Source organism: Rhodococcus globerulus NBRC 14531 (genome assembly GCF_001894805.1).
Classification (GTDB): Bacteria; Actinomycetota; Actinomycetes; order Mycobacteriales; family Mycobacteriaceae; genus Rhodococcus_F; species Rhodococcus_F globerula.
The window spans coordinates 511,614-537,011 of record NZ_BCWX01000002.1 but is presented as its reverse complement, the minus strand read 5'-3'; the positions used below and the strand labels follow the sequence as shown (position 1 = coordinate 537,011).

Annotated in this window: 24 protein-coding genes; 3 read left to right on the top strand and 21 right to left on the bottom strand. The window is 61.7% G+C overall.

From position 1 onward, the window contains the following. Nucleotides 1–180 precede the first annotated feature (180 nt). Both RG2_RS11080 and RG2_RS11075 read left to right on the top strand, forming a co-directional pair. Entirely contained in the window at nucleotides 181–1,125 is a 945-nt protein-coding gene (locus tag RG2_RS11080) for a metal-dependent hydrolase (protein ID WP_033234881.1), read from the top strand. Next, nucleotides 1,118–2,278, top strand: a complete 1,161-nt coding sequence (locus RG2_RS11075; RefSeq protein WP_033234882.1) for a hypothetical protein — start codon at nucleotides 1,118–1,120, stop codon at nucleotides 2,276–2,278. Before RG2_RS11080 ends, RG2_RS11075 begins: the two co-directional genes overlap by 8 nt. A 32-nt stretch (nucleotides 2,279–2,310) precedes the next feature. On the opposite strand, the gene lplAB is transcribed toward RG2_RS11075, so the two are convergent. Next, complete coding sequence (gene lplAB / locus RG2_RS11070; RefSeq protein ID WP_033234883.1) at nucleotides 2,311–3,360, bottom strand: lipoate-protein ligase LplAB; 1,050 nt, start codon at nucleotides 3,358–3,360, stop codon at nucleotides 2,311–2,313. Between the two features lie 189 nt (nucleotides 3,361–3,549). On the opposite strand from lplAB, the gene RG2_RS31765 reads away from it, so the two are divergent. Further along, entirely contained in the window at nucleotides 3,550–3,705 is a 156-nt protein-coding gene (locus RG2_RS31765) for a hypothetical protein (RefSeq protein WP_165826299.1), read from the top strand. Nucleotides 3,706–3,720: 15 nt separating this feature from the next. On the opposite strand, the gene RG2_RS11065 is transcribed toward RG2_RS31765, so the two are convergent. From RG2_RS11065 to RG2_RS10975, 20 genes are all read right to left on the bottom strand, one after another. Beyond that, a complete protein-coding gene (locus RG2_RS11065; protein WP_033234884.1) occupies nucleotides 3,721–4,473 on the bottom strand; it encodes a DUF6390 family protein in 753 nt (250 codons plus the stop codon). Further along, nucleotides 4,473–5,543: a hydrogenase expression/formation protein HypE gene (gene hypE, locus RG2_RS11060; protein ID WP_033234885.1), complete on the bottom strand. Its 1,071-nt coding sequence runs from the start codon at nucleotides 5,541–5,543 to the stop codon at nucleotides 4,473–4,475. The genes RG2_RS11065 and hypE overlap by 1 nt, the downstream gene beginning before the upstream one ends. Then, nucleotides 5,533–6,645, bottom strand: coding sequence for a hydrogenase formation protein HypD (gene hypD, locus RG2_RS11055; RefSeq protein ID WP_033234886.1), 1,113 nt, complete (start codon nucleotides 6,643–6,645; stop codon nucleotides 5,533–5,535). Before hypD ends, hypE begins: the two co-directional genes overlap by 11 nt. Continuing rightward, nucleotides 6,642–6,941: a HypC/HybG/HupF family hydrogenase formation chaperone gene (locus tag RG2_RS11050; protein ID WP_033234887.1), complete on the bottom strand. Its 300-nt coding sequence runs from the start codon at nucleotides 6,939–6,941 to the stop codon at nucleotides 6,642–6,644. Before RG2_RS11050 ends, hypD begins: the two co-directional genes overlap by 4 nt. Before the next feature lie 16 nt (nucleotides 6,942–6,957). Further along, nucleotides 6,958–9,258 (bottom strand): carbamoyltransferase HypF, encoded by a 2,301-nt coding sequence (hypF, locus tag RG2_RS11045; RefSeq protein WP_033234888.1) that lies wholly within the window; start codon nucleotides 9,256–9,258, stop codon nucleotides 6,958–6,960. Further along, nucleotides 9,255–9,524 (bottom strand): HypC/HybG/HupF family hydrogenase formation chaperone, encoded by a 270-nt coding sequence (locus tag RG2_RS11040; protein ID WP_033235014.1) that lies wholly within the window; start codon nucleotides 9,522–9,524, stop codon nucleotides 9,255–9,257. Before RG2_RS11040 ends, hypF begins: the two co-directional genes overlap by 4 nt. Nucleotides 9,525–9,526: 2 nt before the next feature. Then, nucleotides 9,527–10,015 (bottom strand): hydrogenase maturation protease, encoded by a 489-nt coding sequence (locus tag RG2_RS11035; protein ID WP_033234889.1) that lies wholly within the window; start codon nucleotides 10,013–10,015, stop codon nucleotides 9,527–9,529. Nucleotides 10,016–10,021: 6 nt separating this feature from the next. After that, nucleotides 10,022–10,141: a DUF6893 family small protein gene (locus tag RG2_RS32695; RefSeq protein ID WP_371851312.1), complete on the bottom strand. Its 120-nt coding sequence runs from the start codon at nucleotides 10,139–10,141 to the stop codon at nucleotides 10,022–10,024. After that, nucleotides 10,138–11,553 (bottom strand): hypothetical protein, encoded by a 1,416-nt coding sequence (locus RG2_RS11030; RefSeq protein ID WP_033234891.1) that lies wholly within the window; start codon nucleotides 11,551–11,553, stop codon nucleotides 10,138–10,140. The genes RG2_RS32695 and RG2_RS11030 overlap by 4 nt, the downstream gene beginning before the upstream one ends. Further along, nucleotides 11,550–12,188 carry a DUF6084 family protein gene (locus tag RG2_RS11025; protein ID WP_033234892.1) on the bottom strand — a complete coding sequence of 213 codons (639 nt, stop codon included), beginning with the start codon at nucleotides 12,186–12,188 and terminating at the stop codon, nucleotides 11,550–11,552. The genes RG2_RS11030 and RG2_RS11025 overlap by 4 nt, the downstream gene beginning before the upstream one ends. After that, nucleotides 12,185–12,787 carry a DUF5947 family protein gene (locus RG2_RS11020; protein WP_080711763.1) on the bottom strand — a complete coding sequence of 201 codons (603 nt, stop codon included), beginning with the start codon at nucleotides 12,785–12,787 and terminating at the stop codon, nucleotides 12,185–12,187. Before RG2_RS11020 ends, RG2_RS11025 begins: the two co-directional genes overlap by 4 nt. Before the next feature lie 14 nt (nucleotides 12,788–12,801). Beyond that, nucleotides 12,802–13,800 (bottom strand): NifU family protein, encoded by a 999-nt coding sequence (locus RG2_RS11015; RefSeq protein WP_503826448.1) that lies wholly within the window; start codon nucleotides 13,798–13,800, stop codon nucleotides 12,802–12,804. A gap of 3 nt (nucleotides 13,801–13,803) precedes the next feature. Further along, entirely contained in the window at nucleotides 13,804–15,597 is a 1,794-nt protein-coding gene (locus RG2_RS11010) for a nickel-dependent hydrogenase large subunit (RefSeq protein ID WP_033234894.1), read from the bottom strand. A 36-nt stretch (nucleotides 15,598–15,633) separates the two neighbouring features. After that, nucleotides 15,634–16,707 carry an NADH-quinone oxidoreductase subunit B family protein gene (locus tag RG2_RS11005; protein ID WP_033234895.1) on the bottom strand — a complete coding sequence of 358 codons (1,074 nt, stop codon included), beginning with the start codon at nucleotides 16,705–16,707 and terminating at the stop codon, nucleotides 15,634–15,636. A 164-nt stretch (nucleotides 16,708–16,871) separates the two neighbouring features. Continuing rightward, nucleotides 16,872–17,684: a hydrogenase nickel incorporation protein HypB gene (gene hypB, locus RG2_RS11000; protein ID WP_033234896.1), complete on the bottom strand. Its 813-nt coding sequence runs from the start codon at nucleotides 17,682–17,684 to the stop codon at nucleotides 16,872–16,874. A gap of 2 nt (nucleotides 17,685–17,686) precedes the next feature. Further along, nucleotides 17,687–18,016 carry a hydrogenase maturation nickel metallochaperone HypA gene (hypA, locus tag RG2_RS10995; protein ID WP_033234897.1) on the bottom strand — a complete coding sequence of 110 codons (330 nt, stop codon included), beginning with the start codon at nucleotides 18,014–18,016 and terminating at the stop codon, nucleotides 17,687–17,689. Between the two features lie 156 nt (nucleotides 18,017–18,172). Then, nucleotides 18,173–19,867 carry a cutinase family protein gene (locus tag RG2_RS10990; RefSeq protein WP_033234898.1) on the bottom strand — a complete coding sequence of 565 codons (1,695 nt, stop codon included), beginning with the start codon at nucleotides 19,865–19,867 and terminating at the stop codon, nucleotides 18,173–18,175. Nucleotides 19,868–20,042: 175 nt separating this feature from the next. Then, nucleotides 20,043–21,161, bottom strand: a complete 1,119-nt coding sequence (locus tag RG2_RS10985) for an alcohol dehydrogenase catalytic domain-containing protein (protein ID WP_033234899.1) — start codon at nucleotides 21,159–21,161, stop codon at nucleotides 20,043–20,045. Between the two features lie 29 nt (nucleotides 21,162–21,190). Further along, nucleotides 21,191–22,594, bottom strand: a complete 1,404-nt coding sequence (locus RG2_RS10980) for a M16 family metallopeptidase (RefSeq protein ID WP_230590176.1) — start codon at nucleotides 22,592–22,594, stop codon at nucleotides 21,191–21,193. 127 nt (nucleotides 22,595–22,721) lie between these two features. Continuing rightward, nucleotides 22,722–24,992, bottom strand: a complete 2,271-nt coding sequence (locus tag RG2_RS10975; protein WP_033234900.1) for a polyribonucleotide nucleotidyltransferase — start codon at nucleotides 24,990–24,992, stop codon at nucleotides 22,722–22,724. Nucleotides 24,993–25,398: the final 406 nt, after the last annotated feature.

Genomic DNA, 25,398 nt, shown 5'->3' with positions numbered 1-25,398 from the left:
ATTCCTCACTCGAATCGAGAAACCCAGGCTAACACTGCCAGTCGACACCAATTCTGTGCGCATCACGGAATTGTGACCATACACAAACGCCAATCTGTGTATGGTCACATTCAGAGCGTGGCTATCGGGGCATCCGGGCAGCCACCTACCCGACCGTCCGGAAAGACGAGGTTTCGAGAAGTGACTGATCTACACGTCCGAAAGATGAATTTTGCTTTCGAGGACTACGACGTCCCCTTCCTGTGGAACGAGGAGAATCCGGCATTCTCGAGCATGGCCAATGCCGTCTCTTTCCTGGCCATCGGTTTCGAGAAGATGATCGTCAAGCTCATCATGCAAACCAAACCGCTGTTGACGGATCGCGCAGTTGCCGAGGAAGCCGACGCGTTCATGCGCCAAGAGGGACAGCATTCTTCGGCACATCGCCAGCACGTCAAGGGCTTGATCAGGCGATATCCCGGTCTGCAGGAAACTCTCGACGACGTGGTCGGCGAGTTCGACAAACTCACTGCAGAAACGTCGGTGAACTACCGACTGGCATACACCGCCGACCTCGAAGCAACCTTCACCTCGGTGTTCAAGCTGATGCTCGACAACGAATCTGCACTTTTCCGCCCCGGCGACGACAGGGTTGCGTCGCTGTTCATCTGGCACTTCGTCGAGGAAGTCGAACACCGAAGTTCCGCCCTCATCATCTTCGACTCCGTCGTCGGCAGCGACCTCTACCGGATGCGCATGGCACCGTCAATTTTCCGGCACGTCATGAAAGTGATCAGGCTGGCCTCCCTGGGCTTCAACAAGCATGTGCCGCGCGAAGATCGGCAGGTCGACGCGATGGCCATGTTCGCGTCGTATCGCAACATGCAGTTTCTTCGAAAGCGTTTACCCGGGCTCGAGGCGCAGGACAACGGTCCGATGTCTCGCGCGTTCGACGTATTGCCGCTCGGCGAGCAACTCACCGCGCTGCGGGGAGTTATCCGCAGCCAACTGCCCAAGCACAACCCCGCCACCGAGAACTTGCCCGCCCTGGCCGACGTGTGGTTCGAACGTTTCGAAGCCGGATACGACGTAACCCGCTGGTATACAGCTGAATCGAACAGCACAGGGCGGTCGAACAATGGCTGATCTTTGTTCCCCCACCTTCGATCAACTCGCCACGGAACTCGGCTTCTCCTGCGCAGAAGCGGGCGGTCTGGTCGAAATCCGCAATCCCTTCGGGCTCGAGAACTGGACTCTGCCGGTTCTCGAGTGGACCATCATCATCGGCTCGGTGCTCGCTCTGGTTCTCGCGATCGTGCGCTTGCGGCGAAACGGCGATCCCACCAATCTCGTACTCTGGTTCGGCGCCACCGCCTATCTGTTCATCATCGAACCGCCGCTGTACTTTCCCGCGGCCTTCGGCATCGAAAAGCACGTGGATACGATGTTCGCGCACAACGTGTTCACCGTCGATTTCCTGTGGGGCAGACTCCCCCTCTACATCATCGCGATCTATCCGCTGATGGCAACGCTGGCCTTCGAAATCGTCAAGATGCTGGGCGTTTTCCGTCGGTACGGTGTGCTCGCCGGCGCAGTCTGCGTGGGCTTCGTTCACCACGCGTTCTACGAGATCTTCGACCATCTCGGACCGCAGCTTCGGTGGTGGGAATGGTCGACAGCCAACCCGATCAACCAACCGATGTTCGACGCCGTCCCACTGCCGAGCGTTGTTGTGTTCGCAGCCTTGTGGCCGATGTCGCTGGCATTCTGCGTCCAGTTCTTCGTTGGCCGCCACGTCGACGACGGCCAACACTTCACCGGGCTCCAATTGGTTTGGCGCACAATCGTCATCGGCGTCCTGGCCTCAGTGGGCACGTTCATCCTGCCGTTGCCCGCGACAGTCTTCGGCGCGGGGAGCGACACGGTCCGAGGAGTGCTCTACGCAGCGGAGCTGGTGATCCTCTCGGTTGTCGCGATAGCACTGCTGATCCGCCAGTGGACCCGGTTGCGTACGCAGCCGTCTGACGCGCCCCCGTACACCAACAGGTTTGTCCAGTACTACAGCGTGGTGTACCTGTGCATCATGGCCGTTCTCTGGGCCAGCGCCCTACCCGATTTCTTCGGTGCCGTCGACGGTTCGACCAGCAACGGAGACCCGATCGGGAATCTCTGGTACACGCTGGCGTGCTTCGTTGTCGCAATACTCTGCGTCGCTGCAACATTCACCGTGACGCGTCGCAGTGCAGAAGCAGGCGACTCTCCGTCCACCGAAGAGCAACCCGCTCCTCACACCGCATAACTTGGTTGAAAACAGCTCGAGGTGGACGCACCCTACGGCACGCGGTGCGTCCACTTCTCGGTGCTGAACTTGGTCTCCACCAGCTCACGCGCCTGCGCCAACTCTGCCTCGGTGTAGGCACTGGTGCGGGTGTCGTGCTGCGATCGGAAGTAATTCTCGAACGCTGTCAGGATCGCGGCGCGTGTCATTCCGGTCTGAGAGCGGAGCGGGTCCACTCGTTTGGCCGCGCTCTTGGTTCCCTTGTCGGACATCTTCTCTCGGCCGATTCGCAGAACCTGCGTCATCTTCTCCGCGTCGATGTCGTAGGCCATCGTCACGTGATGAACGACTGTGCCGTCGGCGAACCGCTTCTGGGCTGCGCCGGCGATCTTGCCCTTGTCCGAGGCGATGTCGTTGAGCGGTACATAGCGCGCGGTGATTCCGACTTCGGCAAGCGCGCCCATCACCCACTGGTCCAGGAAGGCGTACGACCGTTCGAAACTCAGCCCCTCCACCAACGACGCGGGTACCACCAACGAATACGTGATGCAGTTACCCGGTTCCATGAACATCGCACCGCCGCCTGAGATCCGGCGCACAACACCGATACCGTGGCGCGCAGCAGCTTCCGAGTCGACTTCATTGCGTACGGATTGGAACGAGCCGATCACGACCAGCGGCGAATCCCAGTCCCAGAAACGCAAAGTGGCCGGACGCTCACCGGACGCCACCTCGCGCGCGATGACCTCGTCCAGCGCAACGTGCATCGCGGGATCGAGGACCGCCGGCGAAATGACGTCGAATGTGTGGTCCGCCCAGCTGGTGGCATGACCGAGCGCGCGGCGAATCGCGATGCCGACCGACTCCGCAGTGAACCCGATCATCGACACGGACTCGTCGAGCGTCGCGATGATGGCGTCCGCCAGCTGTTCCACGTTGGCATCGGCCGGCATACCCGTCAGCGCTCCGTTGATGTCATCCAGCGCGCTGTCCGGCTCGAGGAAAAAATCGCCGGAAACCGCTACGTCGGACAGCTGCCCGTCCTCGACCTCGACATCGACTGCAACGAGCTTGCCACCAGGAACCTTGTACTCTCCGCGCATGTGTTCAGCCTATCCCCGCGGGATCGCCCGTCGGCGCGCGCCGTCGGAGCAGAGGGCAGAGTCACACATCGGATGCTCGGTGAGACAAAGCACCCCACCTGGTCGTGCCACCGTCGAGCGAAATGATGCCCAGGGTGCGATCATTAGCCCATTCGGCTCGAAACCTGACGAGCCACAACGGAGGTGCACATGAAGGTCCCGGCGTTCCACTCGACGGTTCCTTCCGATCTCGACGTCTACCACGACAACGAGAGCTGCATCCTTGCCGAGCGCATCAACCCGTCGGATCGAGTCGACGGCGTCGACGGTCGCCCGTGGTGCACTGCCTGTGCGTCGTTGGACTAGCACCGCCTGACGCGCCTACATTCTGCGCTCCCGCAGTCGCAGGTTGACGATCTCGAGTGCCGCCTCTTCGGCGTGATCCAAGGCCTCGGCTTGCTTCACCGAAATGCTGTCGCACAGCCAATCCCAGTGCAGCGCTACCACGTTCCCTCGCACCGGAGCGGGAGCAAGTGGAATGCCGTCGACGTTCCACCGCACGTGTTCGATCGCCTTCGGACCGCGGGTCAGTCGGTTACCGTCGAACGCGAGCGGCGAGGACTCCACCTCGGCATACTCGTCACCTACTTCACGTACTTCGCCCCACCTGATTCGGCAGTTCTGGAGGATGGACAGTGGCACCGCACCGTGCTTCCGAAGAAGGCGCACCCACGGATACACGGCAAGAACGTGGAAACTGTGATGCGCAAGAGCGCGATCTCGGCGATCCAGATCTGGGAGCAACCCTCCGTCGTTGCGCGTCCCGAATTCATGCCGTAGGTGCGCCACCAACTCTTCCGAGTTCACCGAATCCAGCAGCGACCCACCCAACCAGTAAGCCTCGATCACGCGTGGGTCGAGTGGGTCGTCCACGCCCGATGCCCGGGCCAGTGCCTCGAGATACGGCCACGCACCGTCGAACTGTTGCGCTCGGCCTCGGTCCTGCTCTGTCACCGTTCCGGCCGCCTGACGCAAGAGCGCCGACGGATCGTCGGCTCCGCAATACCCCAATTCGTTCGGCGGATATGCGTACCTCGCAAACAGAGCCGGGCCGCTAACGTGAACGCCGGTCATCAACAGATCCGCGGAAGCTGTTCACCAGCAGGGAGATCCACTACCCGATTGCCACCAAGCGCGGTTCGGGCAACCACCATTCCGGAGTGCGCGCTCACGCACTCCCCGATCACCGTTGCCCCCCTTCCCAACGGGTGTCCACGCATGGCATCGAGCACGAGGTCGACGTCGGTGGGTGCGACAAACGCAACCAATTTGCCTTCGTTGGCCACGTACAGCGGATCCAGACCCAACAATCCACAGGCATCCCGAACGGCGTCGGGAATCGGCAGGTTCCGTTCCACGATCGCAACGCCGACATTCGACGCCTGGGCAATCTCGTTGAGCGTCGCTGCAACTCCGCCGCGCGTCGGGTCGCGAAGGACGTGGATGTCCGCGCCGGTGGCGATCATGTCCGCAACCAGGCCGTTCAGTGCGGCGCAGTCGCTGCGCACCTCGGTTCCGAACTCCAGGCCCTCCCGGCAACTCATCACCGCCACGCCGTGAACTCCGATGTCACCACTGACGATCACTGCATCACCGACCTCGGCCCGGTTCGGCCGTATGTCGACACCAGCTGGCACGATGCCGATGCCCGCCGTGTTCACGAAGACTCCGTCGCCGTGACCGGCGTCGACCACCTTGGTGTCGCCGGTCACCAGACGCACTCCGGCTGAGCGAGCCGCGTCGCCAAGCGTGGCCGCCACCGTGGCTATTTCGGCGAGCGGCGTCCCCTCCTCGAGAATGAAAGCAGTCGACATGGCGAGTGGTTGCGCGCCGGCCATAGCAAGGTCGTTGACCGTGCCGTTCACGGCCAGATCGCCGATGTTTCCACCCGGAAACACCATCGGTTTGACCACGTACGAGTCCGTCGAGAATGCCACCCGAACGCCACCGATGTCGAGCACCGCGGAGTCTCCGAGTTCCGCGTCGGCCGCGTCGCCGAATGCGGGTAGGAACAAGTGCTCGATCAGCTCGGCGGACATCGCGCCACCACCGCCGTGTCCCATGACGATGTTCGGCGAATCACGGAGCGGCAGCGGGCAGACCCACGCCCCAGGGTCCACCACCGCACTGTTGTCAGCTCCCATGACCCGCCTCCTGCAGTTCCAAGCGTCGGTACAGGTAGTAGGCGGCGCACGCACCTTCGGACGAGACCATGGTGGCCCCCAACGGATTACGCGGCGTGCACTCCTTCCCGAAGGCAGCGCACTCGTTCGGCTTGATCAAGCCTTGGAGAACTTCTCCGGAACGGCACACCGATGACTCGTCGGTGTGAATGTCGGTTACCGAGAATCTTTGTTCCGCATCGAATTCCGCATACTTCGGCGCCAACTGCCAACCGCTGTCCGGGATGGGACCGATACCGCGCCACGTCCGGTCGGATACTACGAACACATCGTCGAGCATCGCCTTGGCTGCCACATTTCCCTGGGCCGTCACAGCCCGTGCATAGGCGTTCTCCACCTCGTGCCTGCCGGTTTCCAACTGCAGCACGGTCTTTCTGATGCCCTCGAGCAAATCGAGGGGTTCGAACCCCGTGACGACGATAGGCACCCGGTACTTCTCTGCCAGAGCGGGGTACTCCGATGTTCCCATCACACTGCACACGTGACCTGCGGCGAGAAACGCCTGTACCCGACACTCCGGGGAGTCCATGATCGCCGCCATCGCGGGCGGGACGAGCACGTGGGAGACAAGTAACGAGAAGTTCTTGATGCCGAGTCGGTGCGCCTGATATACGGTCATCGCGTTTGCGGGCGCAGTGGTTTCGAACCCGATCCCGAAGAACACGACCTCCCGGTCCGGATTCTCCTTCGCGATGGTCAGCGCGTCGAGCGGCGAATAGACCACGCGCACATCACCACCAGCGCTCTTGATCCGAAACAGGTCGGACGCACTACCTGGTACTCGCAACATGTCACCGAACGAGCAGAAGATCACGTCCGGGCGAGCGGCGATCTCGAGCGCTTTGTCGATGATCTCCAGCGGCGTCACACAGACGGGGCACCCCGGCCCGTGAATCATCTCGATCTGCTCGGGCAGCAATTGGTCAATTCCATGGCGGATGATCGAATGCGTCTGGCCACCACAGACTTCCATAATCGCCCATCGGCGGGTAGCGAGTGTGCGAATCTGATCGAGTAATTTACCGGCCAACTCGGGGTCGGAGAATTCGTCCAGATACTTCATGATTGATTCTCCTTCTGATCGACTCCCAGAGCCTTGGCTGCGCGAGCAAATCCGTCGCCGAACTCCTCGTCGAGCACGCCGAGATGCTCGAACTCCGCAAGTGTGCGTTGTGCTGATTCCTCGTCGAGCCTCTGAATCGCGAACCCGACGTGAACAACGACGTACTCTCCGACCGCGGCGCCCGGAATGTACTCGAGGCACACCTCTTTGCGGACTCCCCCGAAGTTGACGACGGACATCGTGGTTCCGTCACGATCCTCGAGCGATTCGATACGTCCCGGTACGGCTAAACACATGGCTACCCTCCTGACTTCATCGCGAACTCCCGACCAGCACTTGGCCGTACGCAAGACCACCGTCGTTCGGCGGTAACTCGTGGTGCGTCAGCGGGCGGAATCCAGCGTCTGACAGCAGTACCCGCGCCCGCGCCAGGAGTAACGGATTCTGGAAGACACCGCCACTCAAGGCAACGTCGTCGACGCCGGCTGCGGCGCGCGCTGCCTGCGCCCAGGTCACTACCAAACGCGCAACACTCTCGTGGAAGCGCGCACCGATCACACCTGCCGACACACCGTTCCGTAAGTCGTCAACCACGGAACGTATGACCGGACCGGGATCGGCGATCCACGACCCGCCGGCATCTTCGCGTTCACCGAACACGTAGTACTCACTGCCGCAGTCGATTCCCCGGGATATGCCTTCCAATTCGATTGCTGCCTGAGCCTCGTACTCCACACTTTGGCGGACACCGGCAAGTGCGGCAACGGCATCGAAAAGCCGCCCCATACTGGAAGTCTCCACACAGCCGAATCCCGTCTCCAACTGATGACCGAGGACGGAGCGTTCACGAGCCGGACACGCTGCAACTGGTGGAAGCTCACTGTCCCAGCCGATTCCCGCCGAACGCAGGTGCGACATCGCCATGCGGTACGGACGTTCCACGCCGGCGTCACCGCCCGGCAGCGCTACGTACCCGAGATGCGCTAGACGACGGAAACCTTTGTACGTGGCGAGCAGCATCTCCCCGCCCCACACCGCTCCGTCCGCTCCGTAGCCCGTTCCGTCGAAGGCCATTCCGATAACCGGTTCGGAGCCGTCACAGCCGTTCTCACCCATCACCGCGGCGATATGCGCGTGATGATGTCCCACAGTGCGCACCGGCCGTCCCGCCGCATGCCTTCTGGCCCACGCCGACGAGTGGTACCGGGGATGTTCGTCGCACACAACCTGACTCGGGGTGACGCCGGTAATCGATTCGAAGTGTGTCCGGGCCGCCGCGAACCCGTCCAACACGGCAACATCACCCATGTCTCCGATATGTTGACTCGGCCAGGCGGACGTTCCGTCGGCAATCACGAAGGTGTTCTTCAGATCTGCGCCCACCGCCAGAATCGGTGCGACGTCCAATGGCAGTTCGATCGGCAAAGGTGCATATCCGCGGGAACGGCGAAGCATCACTCGGCGGCCGTCGACTACACGCTGGACGGAATCGTCGCACGGCACCCGAATCGGGCGATCGTGGGTCAGGACACTGTCTGCCAGTGCGGACACTCTTTCCAGATCAGTGCCGCGGAACAGGATTGGTTCACCACCGAGGTTCGCCGACGTCATCACCAGCGCTGTCGGCCCAGCCGCATCACCGGGAAGACCGAGCAGGAGGTTCTGGATCGGGTTGTACGCCAGCATAATTCCGATGTCCGGGATTCCCGGCGCAACCGAAGGCGCAAGGTCGTACTTCGACGCCTTGTCCACCAACACGATCGGGCGCGAGCATTCGGTCAGCGCCCGCGACTGCGTCTCGTTGACCCGTCCCACCGCGTACGCACCGTTGATATCTCGCACCATCACGGCAAGCGGCTTACCGCGGCGGCGCTTACGAGCTCGTAGTTCCTGTACTGCCGACTCGTTTCGGGCATCGCACGCCAGGTGATACCCCCCGATGCCTTTGACTGCAACAATCTTGCCGTCGCGCAAAAACTCTCGCGCCCGGTGTACGGCATTTTCGCCGTTCACGGGCACGGCAGCAGCATCTGCGTCTGTATCGACGAAGGTCAGGGTCGGGCCACACTGCGGACACGCAATCGGCTGCGCATGAAAGCGACGATTACGTGGATCGGCGTACTCGGCCGCGCATTCCGAGCACATCGGAAACCCGCGCATCGTTGTCGCTGCCCGGTCGTACGGAAGTTCCTCGATGATCGTGAACCGTGGACCACAGTTGGTGCACGTGATGAACGGATGCCGATACCGCCTGTTCCCCGGGTCGGCCATCTCGCGCAGGCAATCGTCGCAGGTCGCAACATCAGGCGGTGCCAACGTCCGCCCTGCAGTCGTCGTGTCCGTGTCCACGATCCGAAACCCGGCCCGCCCACACGCCTGAGCAGGCACGCACTCCACCGAGTCGATCCTGGCCAACGGCGGCTGGCGCACCCGCAGTACTGTCGCGAACTCCGCGAGCGATAGATCCTCGCCCTCGAGGTCGATCACCACTCCTCGCGGCGAGTTGCCCACCGTGCCCGTCAGCCCCAATTCGGTTGCGAGTGAATACACGAACGGTCTGAATCCGACTCCCTGCACCACCCCCTGAACATGAAGTCGGATGGCGGTGATCATGGCTCGCCCCCGCCCTCGCCCTCGACCTCGGGGCGTGATCGACCCATCAGCTCCAAACCCGCAAGCGCCTCGGCAGCGCCGGTCGCGTCCACCTTCTCGACGGCAAAGCCCATATGGATGACAACCCAGTCACCTGCGCCGACGGTATTCTCATCGAGCATCCCGATATTCACCTTGCGCGCCGCACCTTCCACATCGACGAGCGCCAGTTGTCCGCCGTATCCGTCGAGCAGCGCCACGACGCGTCCAGGGATACCCAGGCACATGGTCATGCCCCCTGATCAGCGGTTGCGGCGTCCGCCGCCATCGACCTGACAAGGCCCATGACAACTGACGCGGCGCCGCTCACGGCAGCCTGAACCTGTGGTGTCAATCCCATCCCCTCGTCCACCGATTCGACGTGCGCACCAACGACAAACGTTCGCGGCGCTGTTCCACCGAGCGCCCGCAGACTGGAGAACACGGAGTTCGGATCCAACGAATGCGCGTCGAACCTTGCCGTGCTGTCATCCCTTTCGGCCTCCAGCTCGAATACCTCGACCGCGCCGGGTTTCCCGCTCGGCGGCAGCGCGTCGATCAGCACCAAGGCCTCCCACGATTCCAGAAGGTCGTAGGCCAGGTGCACCCCTCGAATTCCGTAGTCCACCAACTGCACTCCCGCCGGCAGTTGCTCCTGTTGCAGCACCCGCACGACTTCGGGCCCGAACCCGTCGTCGCCGAGAAAGATATTCCCGACACCCGCAACCAGAACGCGCATGCGTGACTACATCTTTCGCATCCGTAGATACCGTTGAATATCCGGCATCGACACCACCAACACGACGGCCGCAGCGATCGCTGTTGCGCCGAGAAGTACCGTCGACAGCATTCCCATGCCCCTCATTGTGTGTTCTCCTCTCGATTGCTCTGCGTCTGCGCTCCGGGCACCGGTTCCACCTCGTCCGGAGCAAAATACAGATAGCGGCCGTACCAGTTGTGCAGGTCGGCCGCGGGATCGTCGAGCAGCGTCACCCCTACGTGAATGTCGCCGTCCACGTCTTCGTGGATGGTGGCAACGCGAGCGAGCTTGCCGTCGAAAAACAGGTCCTGAGCGTCGGCCCGCCGCGACGGATGCACGCGTACGGTGCTTCCCCCGGCTATCCGCACACCGCCCACCAAGATGCCGTCGATTCGCGGCGACACCCTCGTATCGGCCTCGGGCGACCACCAGTCGACACCGTCTGGCACTTCGGGAAGCATGGGAGCCGAGTTTCCCTGCCCGTCTTCCTGCCCGGCATGAGGATCACGAAGCACTCCGTGAAGGTCGGCAAACCCTTCGGGTGTCAGGGCCTCACAACGATCGATGATCTCGGCGGCTTTCGGATCTGTCGCCCGCGCCTGCGCTTTCTCCTCGTCCGTCATCGTCAGAATGCGCAGCGACAGGATCTCGTCGATTTCGGTGGAATCGAACAGCGATCCTTCACTTTGCCCCGCGATCACGGGAAAGTCGTACAGAATGATCGGCGATACCAGAACCGTGGTCGAGCGGTCCGGCAACGCTGGATTCGGGGTACCGGCCAACACCGGATAGCACCGATCTTGAATCAACGGGTATTCGTGTGTCTGCTCGTCATTCACGCTGAAAAGTGAGATGAACGACGGCGTATCGCACTGCATGATCACATGCGCCCCGAGCATGGAATACGCCGGCGCCGAATGCTTGTCGACGGCCACGATCGCGGTGGTGTTTCGAACATCCATCGACAGCACAACCTGATCAGGCCTCCCCGACGCAGCCCGAAGATCAACGAGTCCGGACAGCGCAGCCCGGGTGCGCACAATCCGACCGATAGATGCGCCGGTCGCATCCAGGATCGGTTCGATCTCCGAAAAGGCCGGAACCTCGAAGGCCAGGCTTCGCCCTTCGCCAAGGTCCGTGAGCCGGTACGGACCCGACTCGATCTCACATTCACTTGCTTCGTCCCACGAAATCCATTCGTGGTCACCGGAAGTCACGTGATGCACTGACTCCCAGCCGTCCGGATCGATACGTCGTTGGACTGTTCGGCGCTGAAGGTGGAGAAACCGCAACGTGACACGCAGTTCGCCGGCATCCGCGGCCACGACGGCTTGGGCCGACATCCCTGATTGCTCACCGACACCCAACTCTGATGCCCCCGGTGGACCGAGCACACCGAACTGCCAGCGTGACTGGTTCTTTCCCGAGTTCGCCCGGTACGGGTAGAGCAGGTACCCCTCGTACAGGATCGCGTCGGCTACGGCTCGAACGTCATGGTCGACACCCGCGTGTGTCATTGCGGCACCTCGATCCCCGCCAAGAGCGCGCCGACCGTGGATTCCAAGTCGGTGTAACCGTGTGTGGCTTTGAACCGGGTGAGTTCGGCAATGGTGTCATGATCGAGGCGTACCCAACCCGAACCCGGGTAATGCGTCTCGATCATGTGCTTCCACGTGGCCACCGGCATCTCGTACGACGCCGATCTGTCCCACGGAATTTGCTCGACCGAGAATCCGCGACTGCCGTCGGTGAAGACGGTGCCGCTCAGTAGCACGACTACCGGCACCGTGCCGTCCTGCAGGGCATGCATGTACTTGGATGCGGTCACCGCGACGTCGTACGTACACGGCATAGGAAGATCGGCGGCGGTGACTCCGGAGAACCCCTGGACCACCGTCGAGCATTCCATCCAGAGGAAGGTTCGTAGCGTACTCGACCAACGTTCACGCCGACCGAACAAATCGAGCAGCGCGTCTTCTTCAGATGCGGAGTACGGCCGGCGGTGTGGTTCGATCCGAACCTGTGCTCGCACGGCCAGCGCCCGGACAGGTGTTCCGGTGGACTCCGAAATCTTCAGTTTCACTACGAGATTGGGGGTCACCGCGTACGGGTCGACCATGATGTCCACGACGGAGAACTCCAAGGCGGTCATCGCGACCGTTCCTCGACTCTGTGGAAGAACTCCGCGATCTCGGTGTGCGCATCCTGGCCGCCGTCGAAACCGCGCCACACCTTCCGCAATCGCCCTACCAACTCGTAACAGGCGTCGATCGGCACAATGAAACATCGGGGAGCCACCTCGCCCGGAACAACGTGAACAATCAAGGCCTCGACGTCTGCTCGCATCGTGCTCGTTCGAGGATTTTCCCGCAGCACCGCCTCGAAAGCTTCGATGGGTAGCTCGGATTCCGTGGCCCCCGCCGGACCGGGATAAAACGCGATGAATTTGTCCAACACGGAATTGCGGAAGAAGAACGCCAGATTCACCGGAATTTCCAGTGATTCCCATCGACCAGGGCCCAGCTCGAAATCGTCGAGTTCATCGTATCGATCCGGAACTGCCTTGTACCGCAGATCAGCGTCCACCGGGGCAAAAAGGAGGTAACACGGTCGACAGACGCACATCAGGGCGCGCACCGAGACATCGACGACATGCTGATGGTCCTCGCCGATGCCGACCGCGCACATCTCGCATCGCGGACCGGTTGGCACCGATCGCGCCGACGCTATTCTCGTGAGAACCTCTCCCACAGTGGATTTTGCCACTACATCACCGATACCTGAACGTCAGCTGCTGAACTTCCCGGTGCAGCACTGCCAGGCACTGCCACCGACAGGACCCCGTCGCGAGGTAGAAGCGGCAGGGGCGCAAGATGTTCCGCCCCGGCATCAACACCGGCACGGGCATCGACGCGCGCGCCTGCAGTTCGGACGTCGTAGTGAGTGCCGCAGTTCGGACAGGTCAGCACCACGCCGCTACGTGCGGGTCGCCCCATCATTCGCTCCAGCATCGCCCCCGCCATCGAGCGATCACAGACCGGACAGTGATCGCGGTAGGCGTACAGGGTGTCGCCGAGCCTGCATACCAACAGATCTGCGCCTTCGACACAAAAACCTGCCACCTCACCTTCGCCGACCTCGGCGAACTCCGGCACACCGATCCAGTGGCCGGCGGCGTCGTGGTGGATGTGCGAGAACAGCGACTGCGCCGAGATCACACCAGCTTTGGGCTCATGTTCGGTTGGGGTCTCGACCTCGATGCCGCTCGTCTCGGGCGCCGCAGCCGTCACGGCGTCCTGCACGGCCGATTCGAGCGTGACGGACGACGACGGACAACTGTTGCAGCTACCGAGCAGCCGCAACCGCACCACACCATCGGTCACCTCGATCAACTCGACGTCGCCGCCGTGCGACCCGAGGTACGGGCGCACACTGTCCAGCGCCGTACGTATGCGGGTTTCCACGTCGTGCGGATGTAGGCCATGCACGAGCAGAAGGCTCGAGATCAGGTCGTCACGGGTCATCTCATCCACCATCGCGGAATCCGCAAGGTGCACAGTGCGTTCGAGAGCTGCGCCGTAGAGTTGCACTACTTCACGCACCAGTTGCTCTGCACGATCACGTGCTACCGGTCCGCCCCCTGCGCTGGCCTGCAACAGAGTTTCGATGCGTTCGCCCGCTCCACGCCAGTAGTCACCAGGCGGTGCACCGCTCGCGTTCTCACCGCGCTCCCTGTCACCGCGCTCCCTGTCACCGTGCACCACGGGCTACTCCCCCGTCACGGATTGTGTCGGCGAATGCAGTTTCTCGATGGTCTTACCGCCACCGAGATACATGTGAACGCCACACGGCAGGCACGGGTCGAAACTGCGGACTGTGCGCATGATGTCGATACCCTTGAAATTGTCCCGATCGTTCTCCTCGAAGATCGGCTGACCTTGCACCGCATCCTCGTACGGCCCGGGAGTGCCGTAGCTGTCACGCGGGCTCGCGTTCCACGGAGTTGGCGGGTACGGGTGGTAGTTCGCAATCTTGCCGTCCCGAATCACCATGTGGTGGGAAAGAACTCCGCGGACGGCTTCGGTGAAGCCGCAGCCGATACCCTCGTCCGGAACTTCGAACGATTCCCACGTCTTGGTCCGGCCGGCGCGAATCTCCACCAAAGCCTTCTCCGCAAAATGTAACGCCGATGCGGCCGCGTATGCCTGGAAATACGTACGTGCACGGTTCCTTTCGAGCGTGTTGCTCCCGTGTTCGGGGATGTGCCACTCGAGTGTGACCGGCCCCTTCAGCGCTGTCTTGGGCAGATTGATCTGCACGCTGTGTCCGGTGGACTTGACGTAGCCGATGTCGACCAACTCCGCCAGCGCCGTGCTCCACAAGCGGGCGAGTGCGCCGCCGCCGGTATCGAGAGCAAGATTGTCTTTGCCGTCGAACCATCGAGGCGACATCACCCAGCTGTACTTGTCCTCCAGATCACGCTTCTGCGGATGAGGGTTGGTGTGCTGATTCCAGGGGTGACGCCGATCCACCGCGTTACCGAGAGGGTCGGTCTCGACAAACATCTCCTGGTCTTTCCAATCCTCGTAATACGAAGAGCCCAGCATGATTCGGATACCGAGATTGATATCGACCAGATCGGTCGTGATCAGTTTGCCATCGACCACGATTCCGGGGGTCACGAACATCTTGCGTCCCCACTCGGTCATGTCCTTGTACTCGAAATTGCAGAATTCCGGATCCTGGAACGACCCCCAGCATCCAAGAAGAGTCCGACGCAGACCTACCTTCTCGTAACCGGGCAGGGCTTCGTAGAAGAAGTCGAACAGATCGTCGTGCATGGGCACGACCTTCTTCATGAACTCCACGTAGCGCATCAACCGCGTCATGTAGTCGGTCATCAGTTCGATGGTGGCCACTGTTCCGACGCCGCCCGGATAGAGCGTCGACGGATGAACGTGACGGCCCTCCATCAGACAGAACATTTCACGGGTCGAACGTGAAACCTGAAGGGCCTCACGGTAGAACTCGCCGGTGAACGGATTGAGAGTGCGCATGATGTCGGCGATGGTGCGGTAACCGTGCTGATCCTCGTGCCGGCAGCGGGTGTGCTCCGCCTGCGCCAGGACACCGGGATTGGTCTCGGACACCATCTTCTCGCAGTAGTCGACCGCAACAAGATTCTCTTGAAAGATGTTGTGGTCGAACATGTATTCTGCGGCTTCACCGAGATTGACTATCCACTCGCCCAGATGCGGTGGTTTTACGCCATACGCCATGTTCTGGGTGTAGCACGAGCACGTCGCGTGGTTGTCTCCACAAATACCGCAGATACGACTGGTGATGAAATGCGCGTCGCGCGGATCCTTCCCCTTCATGAACAGGGAATAGCCGCGGAAGATCGACGACGTGCTGTGGCATTCCACAACTTCCCGGTTCGCGAAGTCGATCTTGGTGTAGATGCCCAGACTTCCGACGATGCGGGTGATGGGATCCCACGCCATCTCCACCAGACCGTCACGATCCGCGGTAGAGGTGGGTTCGGGAACGATGGCCGTCATGTCAGTGCCTCCCAGTTTCGATGTATCTCGAGTTGTTCACCACGTGCGAGTGGCGCCGGTGAGCAACTTCGAACCCCGTTCGCGCCAATGCGGTTCCTTGTCCAAGGTGTGACCGGTGATCCGGCGCAGACTGTGAATCACGCTGCCGTACATACCCACAGCGGTGGACGAAAGCTTGCCGCCGGGTGGTTCGTCCATGAACGGCATGAATTTGTCCGGGAACCCCGGCATGGTGCACCCGATGCAGATGCCGCCAACGTTGGGGCATCCACCCACTCCGTTGATCCAACCACGTTTGGGCACATTGCATTTCACGACCGGACCCCAACAGCCCAGTTTCACGATGCACTTGGGCGAACCGTATTCGGTGGCAAACTCTCCTTGCTCGTAGTAGCCACCGCGATCACAGCCCTCGTGCACCGTCGCGCCGAACAGCCATTGTGGTCGCAGCGATTCGTCCAGTGGAATCATCGGCGCTTGATCAGTTGCCATGTACAACAGATAGGTCAGGGTCTCCGACAGATTGTCCGGTTGGATCGGGCATCCCGGCACACAGACGATCGGGATACCGGCCTTGGATTTCCACGTCCATCCCAGATAGTCCGGTACGCCCATCGCGCCGGTCGGATTTCCCGCCATGGCGTGAATTCCGCCGTACGTCGCGCACGTGCCGACAGCAACAACCGCAGTCGCTTTGGGGGTCAGCCTGTCCAGCCACTCACTGGTCGTGACCGGTTGCCCCGTCTCGCGGTTGTTGCCGAAACCGCACCAGTAGCCCTCGTCGTGCAGTTTCTCGTTCGGGATCGACCCTTCGACAACAAGGACAAACGGATCGAGTTCACCCCGATCCGCCTTCCAGAACCATTCCAGGAAATCGTCGGCGCCGCCCTCTGGCCCACACTCGAAGTCGATCAGTGGCCAATGCACCGCAACCTGGGGCAAGCCGGGCAGCGCACCGAGTGCAATCTCTTCGATGCTCGGCTGCGTGGCCGCGGTCAACGCCACCGAATCGCCGTCACAACTGAGCCCGGCGTTGATCCACAGAACATGGATGAGAGTTTCTTCCGCCTTCGCTGCTGCGGTGTCCGCAGTCGCATTCTGAGTAGTCATATCAGCCGCTTTCACGTGTGCGACGGCACCACTTGCTACACCGGGTCTGGTTCCACCGGATTCCTGCCGCCGGTATCGAACACCACCCGAGCCGATATTCGGCCCGCAACGTGGCACCCACTCATTTCATTAAGTACCCGAGCAGATCAGTTGTCAACGACAACTCAGGAAAGCGCCATTCGAGAATCGATCCAGTCATACCACTGCGACAAACCCTCACCCGTCGTTGCCGACAAAACAACAACGCGCACAGCAGGATTCAGCGATTTTGCTTGACGGATGCATGCCTCGACGTCAAATTCCACATAGGGAAGCAAATCGATCTTGTTGACGATGACGAGGTCCGCGACGGCAAAGATATGCGGATACTTCATCGGCTTGTCGGCACCCTCCGGCGTAGAAATTAGGACAACCTTGCCTTCCTCGCCGAGGTCAAAAAGTGCGGGACACACTAGATTTCCCACATTTTCAATCAAGAGTAGAGAATCGTCGAGCGGCCGATTCACGTTAATAGCCCGATCGATCATTTCCGCATCCAGGTGGCAACCCGCACCCGTATTCACCTGAACGACAGGAGATCCCGTTGACCGAATCCTCTCGGCATCGAGCGCAGTCTCCTGGTCGCCCTCGATAACGGCAACGGGAAATCGGCCGCGCAAGTCGTTGATCGTGCGAACCAGCAACGTTGTCTTACCCGCGCCCGGCGAACTCATAACATTGAGTGCGGCAATCCGGCGCCGGCGCATCCACTCGCGATTGCGGGTGGCAACTTCGTCGTTCTTGGCGAGTACCTGTTGTTCCAGAACAACGGTCGTGCTGTGGGAATGTTCGTGACTGTGTGAATGATCGTGACTGTGTGAATGATCGTGACTATGCGGGTGCTCGTGGTCGTGCGGGTGCTCATGATCCTGACACTGCCCCGATTCACCGGAGATTCGCACCCCCGCGCCCTCACCGCAGCCGCATGTTGCGCACATGATCAGCTCACTTCCATCGACAATATCCGTAGTTCACGCCCGGCGAGGATCTCGACGTCGGCGCTGCCACAGGGGCAGAGCAAGATCATGTCCGGCGGTGAGAAAACCTCGCCGCATTGCCGGCAACGCACGCTCGTCGCGATCTCGTCGATGCGCAGACTCGCGCCTTCGGCCTGAGTACCCGCGGTCACGACGTCGAAGCAGAAGAGCAGCGAATCAGGCACAACAGCACACAGTCGTCCCACTTCGAGTCGGACACCACATACGCGTCGGGCGCCTGCCTTCTCGCACACGGCATCGACCACACTCTGGGCAATCGACAGTTCATGCACGGCAGACCCGCAATTCACATGTGAAGGGACCGTACGTTCCACGATAGGGCAGAGCCATGGCTTAGAAAAACGGTGGCTTAGAAAAACCGTGGCATAGAAAAAGGCTGCGATCCGCATGTAAATGCGGATCGCAGCCTGATGCTTGCCGGGGAGAGGCTACTGTCCCGTGGTCGGCGCCTTGGTTGTGGTCGTCGTAGACGTCACCGTCGTGGTGGTAGTGGCGGCCGCACTTGAACTCGCTGTCTCCGATGTCGGAGCACTCGAGACTGCTGCGCCCGTGGTGGGCACCACCGATTCGCTCGGTGTTGCAACTGCACCTGAGGTCTCGGAAACAGATCCGGCGACAGGAGCATCCGGCGACGTTCCCGGCGCGGTGGCGGAGTCCGTCGAACCTGTGGTTCCGGCAGGAGCCTGATTATCGGTGCCTTCGGCAGCGACATCGCCTTCGGCTGCGTCGTCAGCCATGTACGCGTCGACGGCAGCGGCAAGCTCTACAGCCGTGGGCTTTGCCGTCGTATCGACGGGCTTACCGTCCTTGGCCTGCTGCGCGAGATACGTAAGCCACGCTGCTGCGTACTGCGCAGAAGTCAACGGCTTGCCGTTCGCGGCATCGGCGTCGCGCCAGTAGTCGAAGTGATGTCCGACGTCTGGACCGAGTGTCATCTGGTACGGATCACTCATGATCACCGGGATCGTGTTCTGGTTGGTGGCGATCAGTCCGACGATCTCCTTGAAGAGCTTCTGCGGCAGGTACGCCAGCGGAGAGACCTTCTCGGCGGTAATCGAGTCTTCGTCGGCCACGGTGGTCACCGTGGTGGCCGTACCTGGCTTGTAGTCAGGATCCGATACCTTCAGCATCACCTGGAGGAAGGTCTCGTCACCCTTCATCCAATCGGGATCGGATGAAATGTCGTTGAATGCTTCGAAGACGATCTGACCGAGCACAACGGCAACGTTGATACCGGTGGTCGGGGTGAGTCCCTGGGATTCGAGATCGTCGATGTTCAGCTGGCGTCCGACGTTCGCAGCCAGGAGCAAGAGCGAAATATTGCTCGGAGCCGAGCACGTGAAGTCACCGTCGGAGCAGAACGAGGCGACTTTGCCGTTCAGCTTGCCGAAGCTGCCCGCCGTGTCGGGGAGGACGCCCTGACCTGGGGTTGCCGACGTGCCATTCTGGTACTTCGTGTCGAAATTGTCTGGGTTCGTGAACGGATTCTGGGCGCCGATGAACGTGCCGTCTCCCTCTTCACGTCCCGCATCCGCGAGCATGACCACACCGACAACCTTGTCCGGGTCTACCCCGAACTCGTTGCTTTCCTGATTTCCGATGTCCATGGCAACACGGCGGACGACGTCAGCACCCTCGCTGTACCCGACGATCGAGAACTGCGTCTTGGGGCATTCCTTCGCGATCGCACTCATCACGGATTGGGTGTTTGCCGCGCCGGCGGCAACGGCATCCTCGTACGACGCCATGTTTGCCGGGTATGCGATATATACGGCCGCATACGAACCTGGCTTGGTCGTGTTGACCGAACCGGCCGGATTGATCACCTGATCGACGCGGTCACTCGTGTAATCGCCTGACAGCGCGGCAGGTAGCGGCTTACCGTCCGCACCGAGCAGCATCTTGACCGTGTTCGCGTCCGGAGTGTCGTGCCGACCGGCAACTGCGATGCTCACCATGTCGTGGCATTCGGTGACCGACGACGTCAGTTGCGTCTCGATCGTGCTGGACTGCGGTGAGTCCACGGCTACCGCCACAGCTACCAGCGCTGCAACGCCGAGCGCTGCAGGCGCCAGTGCGCCCGCAAGTATTCGATGTCGTGAAAAGAACCCACGAACCGGCATATTTTCTCCCCAATCCACTTTCGGAAAACGTACGACCGACCCCCGGGGCGTCACGCAACGTCATTCGAGTAGTCGTCCAGTTCGGGAGAAGCGTTACATCGGATAACGATCTGCGAGGGCTATGCGTGCTCGACTTGGCCGGAGAGGCCATGCCCTCACCCGACAAAATCCCTGTTCAGTCGTGCTCTGAGTCGAAAATAATGACCTGTCGGATTGCTTTCCCGTCCGCCAGTTCGTCCATCCCCGAATTGATGTCGCTCAGCTCGATTCTTGACGAGATGAGCTTCTCGACCGGTAGCTTTCCGTCGCGCCACAATTGCGCGTAGATCGGGATGTCACGCGCCGGGACTGCCGAGCCGAGATAGCTGCCGATGACGGTCCGAGCTTCCGCGACCAGTCCGAGCGGCGAAATCGACGAACGCGCGTCCGGCGCGGGCAGTCCCACCGTGACAGTGGTGCCACCCGCAGCCGTGGCGGACACGGCAGTCTCGAACGCGCGAGCATTGCCCGCAGCTTCCACCACAATGTCTGCGCGCACACCACTCTCGGACAAACCGGACGGTGTGAAGACATCGGTCGCGCCCAGTTCGAGTGCCTGAGCCAGCTTCGACTCGAGCGCGTCGACGCCGATGACCGTCGCGACACCCAACGCTCGGGCCGTCAGAATTGCTGCCATACCGACGCCGCCCAAACCGACAACCATCACGGTGTCGGTGGAACGGGGTTTTGCCGCATTGAGTAGCGCTCCGCCACCCGTCAGGACCGCGCAGCCCAGCACAGCTGCAACATCCGCCGGTACGTCGTCGTCGACGGCCACCACCGACTTGGCATTCACGACAGAGTGCGTGGCAAATCCGGATACTCCCAAGTGATGCTTGACACTCACACCGTCGCGCTGCAGTCGGTGCGCACCGCCGAGAAGACTGCCGTCGTTGTTTGCGGCACTGCCCACCGTGCACGGCATCCGGCCGTCGGTTGCGCAGCCGGCGCACTCGCCGCACCGAGGCAGGAACGTCATGACAACACGATCCCCCACCCGCAGGGCGTCCACGCCGTCACCGATCTGCTCGATCCGACCCGCCGCTTCGTGCCCCAGCAGCATCGGCACCGGGCGAACACGATTGCCGTCTACGACGGAGAGATCCGAGTGACACAGTCCGGCCGCCTCGATCCTCACGAGGATCTCACCGGGACCGGGAGCATCAAGTTCGAGTTCCGACACCGTGATCGGCATCGACGACGCGTACGGGCGGCTCCGTCCGATTTCTTCGAGCACTGCTCCACGAATCTTCAACTGCGCACCCTGATTTCGCTGGTTACCGACTAACGGACAATCCCACGCACTGACGCCGGCAGATCCCGCACACGTTTGTACGGACCGACCACGGCGGCGGCAAACGGCCGTGTCAGCAGAGTCTGCGCCACTTCGAGAACTTCTTCCGCAGTGACGGCGTCGATGGACGCCAATGTCTGGGCGACACTGCGATGGTTTCCGTAGTTGAGTTCACTGCGACCGATACGGTTCATCCGCGAACCCGAATCTTCCAGTGACAGAACAAGACTGCCCCGAAGCGCACCCTTGGAGCGCGCAATCTCCGCGTCCGTGATGCCGCCTGCGGCCACCTGAGCGAGAACCTCGCGGATCACCGTGGTGACCTCACCCAGGTTTTCCGGCTGGCACCCCGCGTAGACCGAGAACGCCCCCGTGTCCGCAAACGTGTCCACCCCGGAATATACGGAATATGCCAAACCACGCTGTTCCCGAATCTCTTGGAACAGACGCGAACTCAAGCCGCCGCCCACCGCGGTATTGAGCACAGACAGCGCCCACCGATGACCTTCGTGACGGCCGAAAGCCCGCACACCGAGCGCAAGATGAACCTGCTCGCTGTCACGATGCGTCAAACTCAGTTCCGGCATCGTGCGCAGACGCAAAGTTCCTTCACGGCGCGGTGCCGGCTTCACACCACGCTCGAGGTGACCGGCAAATGCGCGTTTCGCCAATGTCACCACCTGCTTGTGGTCGACGTTTCCGGCGACGGCAAGAACCATCCGCTGCGGCGTGTACCGGCGCACGTGGAAGGAATGCAACTGATTGCGGGACATCGACTCGATGGAATCCACGCTGCCGATGATGGGGCGACCCACCGGGTGGTCACCGAACAGAGCAGTCAGAAACGCGTCGCCGAGGAGATCCTCCGGATCGTCGTCGCGCATCGCGATCTCTTCGAGGACCACTTGCCGCTCGACATCGACGTCAGCGGACCGGCACCGGCCGCGCAAAACGACATCGGCGACAAGATCCACGGCCATCGGCAGATCTTCGTCGATCACATGCGCGTAAAAGCACGTGTGCTCCTTGGACGTGAACGCGTTGAGTTCTCCGCCCACTCCGTCCATGACCTGCGCGATGTCGAGCGCTGTCCGCGACGGCGTCGACTTGAACAGCAGGTGCTCGAGGAAATGGGCCGCGCCGGCAACGCTGGGCTGCTCGTCACGCGATCCGACGCCCACCCAGACGCCGACCGACGCACTGCGCACACCCGGGATGAACTCCGTGACAACGCGGAGTCCGCCAGGCAGAACTGTCCGCTGGACTCCGGATTCGGGAAGAGCGTCGATCGGAGTTGCGAGTGCAGTACTGCGGCTGCGCGTCTTCTTCGCAGCATTCTTGGCAGTTGTCGTGCCTGAGGTCTTGGCAGTGGTCTTGCCTGGGGTCTTGGCCATGAAAAAGTTCAGCAGTCCTCGGTGCGGAGAATGATCAGGTCCGGAAAGTATGTGTCTACAGACAGTACAGATGCGGCCCCGCACGGAAATCCGCGCGGGGCCGCATCGAACAAACCGAGAAGAAGTGCTACTCGGAAGCAGCCTCTTCAGCAGCCGGAGCGGCAGCGTCGTCGTTGCCCTCTTCCACGGGGATCAGCGAGATCTTGCCGCGAGCATCGATATCGGCGATCTCGACACGGATCTTGGATCCGACGTTGACCACGTCTTCGACCTTGGCAATACGCTTGCCACTGCCCAGCTTGGAGATGTGCACCAAACCGTCGCGACCCGGCAGGAGCGAGACGAAGGCACCGAAGGCGGTGGTCTTGACGACCGTGCCCAGGAACCGCTCGCCGACCTTGGGGAGCTGCGGGTTGGCGATGGCGTTGATCATGTCGATCGCGGCCTGTGCAGACGGTCCATCGGTGGCGCCGACGAACACGGTGCCGTCGTCTTCGATGGAGATGTTGGCACCGGTCTGCTCGGTGATGGAGTTGATCATCTTGCCCTTGGGGCCGATGACCTCGCCGATCTTGTCGACCGGGACCTTGATGGCCGTCACGCGAGGTGCAAACGGGCTCATCTCGTCCGGGGTGTCGATGGCCTCTGCCATGACCTCGAGGATCGTGGTACGAGCATCCTTGGCCTGCGCGAGTGCGCCGGCGAGGACCTTGGACGGGATGCCGTCGAGCTTCGTGTCCAGCTGCAGAGCCGTGACGAAGTCCTTGGTACCGGCAACCTTGAAGTCCATGTCACCGAAAGCATCTTCGGCGCCGAGGATGTCCGTCAGTGCCACGTAACGGGTTTCGCCGTCGACCTGGTCGGAGACGAGGCCCATGGCGATACCGGCAACCGGAGCCTTCAGCGGCACACCGGCGTTGAGCAGTGCAAGCGTGGAAGCACACACGGAGCCCATCGAGGTGGAACCGTTGGAGCTCAGCGCCTCGGAGACCTGGCGAATCGCGTACGGGAACTCTTCGACGCTGGGCAGAACCGGCATGAGTGCGCGCTCAGCAAGTGCGCCGTGACCGATTTCGCGACGCTTCGGCGAACCGACGCGACCCGTCTCACCGGTGGAGTACGGCGGGAAGTTGTAGTGGTGCATGTAGCGCTTGCTGGTCTCGGGGCCGAGCGAGTCGACCTGCTGAGCCATCTTCACCATGTCGAGTGTGGTGACACCCAGGATCTGGGTCTCGCCGCGCTCGAACAGTGCGGAACCGTGTGCGCGCGGGATGATCGCAACCTCGGCGGACAGCGAACGGATGTCCGTGACGCCGCGGCCGTCGATGCGGAACTGATCGCGCAGGATGCGCTGGCGAACCAGCTTCTTGGTGAGCGAGCGGAACGCTGCTCCCAGTTCCTTCTCGCGGCCTTCGAAGTTCGGTGCAACCTGCTCGAGAACCTCGACCTTGACCTCGTCGGTCTTGTCGTCGCGTTCCTGCTTGCCAGCGATTGTCAGTGCGGCATTGAGCTTTTCGGACGCAGCAGCCTCGACGGCAGCAAATACGTCGTCCTGGTACGCCGGGAAGACCGGGTAGTCACCCGTGGGCTTTGCAGCCTTGGATGCCAGTGCTGCCTGCGCAGCGCACAGACGGGCGATGAACGGCTTGGCAGCCTCGAGGCCTTCGGCGACGATTGTCTCGGTGGGAGCCTGAGCGCCGTCGGCGATCTTCGCGATGACGTTGTCGGTGGCCTCGGCCTCGACCATCATGATCGCGACGTCGGCGTTGTCACCGCTGCCGGAAACGACGCGGCCGGCGACGACCATGTCGAAGACGGCGTTCTCGAGCTGATCGACCGTCGGGAATGCAACCCACTGGCCGGCCTTGTTGTCCTCGGAGACGATGAGTGCAACGCGCACGCCACCGACAGGACCGGAGAACGGCAAGCCCGCGATCTGCGTCGACGCGGATGCGGCGTTGATAGCCACGACGTCGTACAGATCCTGCGGGTTGAGGCTCATGACCGTGACGACGACCTGGATCTCGTTACGCAGACCGTCGACGAACGACGGGCGCAGCGGCCGGTCGATGAGGCGGCAGGTCAGGATCGCGTCGGTGGAGGGGCGTCCCTCACGACGGAAGAACGAGCCGGGGATGCGGCCCGCTGCGTACATGCGCTCTTCGACGTCCACCGTCAGGGGGAAGAAGTCGAAATGCTCCTTGGGGTGCTTGCTGGCGCTCGTGGCGGACAGCAGCATGGTCTCGTCGTCCAGGTAGGCAACGACGGCACCGGCGGCCTGCTGAGCAAGGCGTCCGGTCTCGAAACGGATGGTGCGGGTACCGAAGGACCCGTTGTCGATCACGGCGGTGGATTCGAACACGCCTTCGTCGACCTCTACTACGGAATTCTCTGTCATCTTTTTCTCTTCACTTCCCTCTCGTCTTCGCCGTACCCGCGCGGGCGTTCCCACCCTCCTGGTGGAAACTGCGCACCGAGGGACGTCCCCCTCTTGAATTGCAGAGGTTCCTACGTGCGAACTGGTCTCTGCTTCGGGACGTCACTGACGTTCGGGGCGGCCGTCGATCGAAGTCCGCCGGAACCACAGGGCATTCGCCCGGTCCGGAGAACCACTACCGACAACCGACACCACGTTCTCTGATGCATACGGTGTGCTGACTTCGCACTGCACCAACTGTGCAAATGCGCCGACAGCGGAAACTGCCTTGCGGCAGCTAACGCCGAAAGCCAGCGAAGCCCAGTATATGCGTGGCTTCGCCGGCTAACGGAGTGTTCGGCAAACCGGAGCCTGCCGTGTTGCTTTC